1 protein-coding gene and 1 pseudogene are annotated in these 2852 nt (G+C 76.6%); one reads left to right on the top strand and one right to left on the bottom strand.

The window, feature by feature from the left end; translation table 11 throughout:
• Nucleotides 1-232 precede the first annotated feature (232 nt).
• Complete coding sequence (locus AOK11_RS36600; RefSeq protein ID WP_055597941.1) at nt 233-1951, top strand: DAK2 domain-containing protein; 1719 nt, start codon at nt 233-235, stop codon at nt 1949-1951.
• A 317-nt stretch (nt 1952-2268) separates the two neighbouring features.
• Here AOK11_RS36600 and AOK11_RS43220 read toward each other — a convergent pair.
• A pseudogene (locus AOK11_RS43220) lies at nt 2269-2852 on the bottom strand (tetratricopeptide repeat protein); the annotation flags it as partial.

Below are 2852 nucleotides of genomic sequence, written 5' to 3' on the forward strand. Positions count from 1 at the left end.
GATCCCGGCATGCCGGGATCAGAACGTCGGAACTCGGGGAGTCCTTGGGAATCTGAGTGGCTCTGCCAGGGAGAGGCCCGATTCGGATCGGGCAACCGGAGCAGCATACAACGCCTGAACCAGGAGAACGAAACCGGCATGGCAGCTCAGCGGCCCGTCCCGGCCCGCTTCCGGCATCCGGCCCCCCAAGGTCTACGCTGCGTGCCACGTCCAGCAGCTCAGGGAGGCGCAGGTGGCGCAGGTGCCGCAGACATTCTTCGATGCTCTCGCGGTGCGTGCCTGGTGCGGACTCGCGCTCGACGCCCTGGGGCGCGCGCGCGAGGAGATCGACGCGATCAACGTCTACCCCGTGGCGGACGGGGACACCGGTACGAATCTCTATCTGACGGTCGAGTCCGCGGCCACGGCGGTCGAGGCGGTGTTCGCGGGCTACGCGGCAGAGGGGCCCGAGGGGCCCACGCTGGCCGACGCGGCGCGGGCGATGGCCCACGGGGCGCTGATCGGCGCCCGCGGCAACTCCGGGACGATCCTGGCGCAGTTGCTGAGGGGGATGGCGCAGGTGCTGGCCGGGGACGAGGCGGCTCACGCCGACGGACAGGGGCTGCGGCGCGCCCTGCGGACCGCGGCCGACTCCGCGCGCCGGGCCGTGGCCCATCCCGTGGAGGGCACCGTGCTCACCGTCGCCTCGGCCGCCGCCGACGCGGCCGGTGGTGCGGAGGGCGACTGCGGGGAGGTGGCGCGGGCGGCCTACGACGGCGCCCGCACGGCCCTCGCCGCGACGCCGGGCCAGCTGGCCGTGCTTCGGCGGGCGGGTGTGGTGGACGCGGGCGGCCGGGGGCTGGTGGCGGTGCTCGCGGCCCTGGTGGAGACGTTCACGGGGGAGAAGCCGGGAGGGCCCGCACCCGGCGCGTACAGGAACACCGCCGGGACACACGCGCGGGTGCGCCCCGGGACCCCCACGCGCGTGGAGCACGAGGAACCCGCCGGATGCGCCGACGGCGGGGGAGTGACGGAGGCCACGGTCGCCGGGCCCGCCTACGAGGTGATCTACCTCCTGGAGGCCGAGGACGCGGCCGTGGAGCGGTTGCGGCAGCGGCTCGACGGTCTCGGGGACTCGCTCGTCGTGGTCGGCGGGGACGGACTGTGGAACGTCCACGTCCATGTCGACGACGCCGGAGCCGCCGTGGAGGCGGGGGTCGAGGCGGGGCGCCCGCACCGTATCCGGATCGCGCACTTCGGTGCCGGTGACGCCCATGGCCCCAGGGCCGGCCGTCCGCCCGTGGAACGCGCCGCGCGGGCCGTGGTGGCCGTGGTGCCCGGCGAGGGGCTGGCCGCCCTGTACACCGGAGCCGGCGCGACCACGGTGCTGGCCCGCCCCGGCGAGCCGCCCGCGAGCGGCGAACTGGTCGAGGCCGTACGGCGGGCCCACGCGCACGAGGTGGTGCTGCTGCCGAACGACGCCGAGCTGCGCCACACCGCCGCGGCGGCGGCCGACCAGGCCCGCGCCGAAGGGCTCAGGGTGGCCCTCATCCCGACCCGTTCCGCGGTCCAGGGCATCGCGGCGCTCGCGGTGCACGAGCCGGAGCGCCGTTTCGACGAGGACGTGGTGGCGATGACCTCGGCGGCGGGCGCGACCCGGTACGCCGAGATCACCGTCGCCGAACGGCAGTCCTGGACCATGGCGGGCATCTGCCAGGCCGGCGACGTCCTCGGCCTCATCGACGGCGACGTGGCCGTGATCGGCGACGACGTCACCGCCACCGCCACGGCCGTTCTGGACCGCATGCTCTCCGCCGGCGGCGAGATGGTCACCCTGGTCCTCGGCGACGAAACCCCCCACACCCTCGCCACCCACCTGGAAACCCACGTCCGCGAGGGCTACCTGGCCGTCGACACCGTCCTCTACCAGGGCGGCAGACAGGGCGCCCTGCTCCTCATCGGGGTGGAGTGAGGACGGAGGCGCACCGTCCCGACGGGCGGGGAGCGGCCCCACGGGACGGCCCGGGTGCCGGGGCCGGTACTCGGCGGACACCGGCGGACTCCCGGACCCGCACCGGTGACCGGGCGACGGGCAGGCCGCGGCGCCGAGCGGGCGCTGCGGGCGGCCCTGGAGCACGGCGGGCCGTACCTGGAGCCGGTCGGGCTGGCGCAGCTGCATCTGCAGCTCGCCGAGGTCACCGGCGGGCTCGGGCGGGTGGCGGAGGCCGCACTGCCCGCGGAGAGGGCGTCGAGGGACGGCCCGGCCCGCGCGGCCGCCGTCCGACGGGCTCAGTTCTCCACCGGCTCCCGCTTCTCCTCCGTGACGGTGTTCAGGAGGCGCTCCGCCTCGCCGCGCAGGGACCGGGCCGCCTCGTCCTCCTCCGGGGCCTCCCCGTGGGCGGTCAGGACGGCCCGCGCGCGTGCCGCCGCGTCCGCGGGACGGCCCAGGTCGGCCTCCAGCCAGGCCGCGGCCAGTTCGGCCCGGCAGCGGTCCCGGAGGGTGTCCGGGCCGAGGGGCGCGAACGCGGCGATCGCCCGGTCCAGCGCGGCCACCGCCTCCTCGAACAGGGTCTCCCCGTCGTCGTCCGCGGCCCCTCCGTCCTCCACCCGTATCAGCAGGTCCGCGAACTGCCGGTGCGTGTGGCCGAGCTCGGCGGTGAGTCGCGCGCGGGTCTCGCCGTCCGGGGCCGCGTCCACCGCCGCCTCGCACTCCTCGACCGCGTCCGCCATCAGCGCGCGTGCCCCGTCCGGGTCCGCCTCCCCGCGCAGCGTGAGCCACGCGCGGGCGCGCAGCGAGCGCACCAGACCGGGCGCGTCGCCGACCGTGCGCCACAGCTCGCCCGCGCGCGCGTAGGCCCGCTCCGCCTCGTCGT

It is taken from the genome of Streptomyces hirsutus (genome assembly GCF_001418415.1).
Lineage (GTDB): Bacteria > Actinomycetota > Actinomycetes > Streptomycetales > Streptomycetaceae > Streptomyces > Streptomyces hirsutus.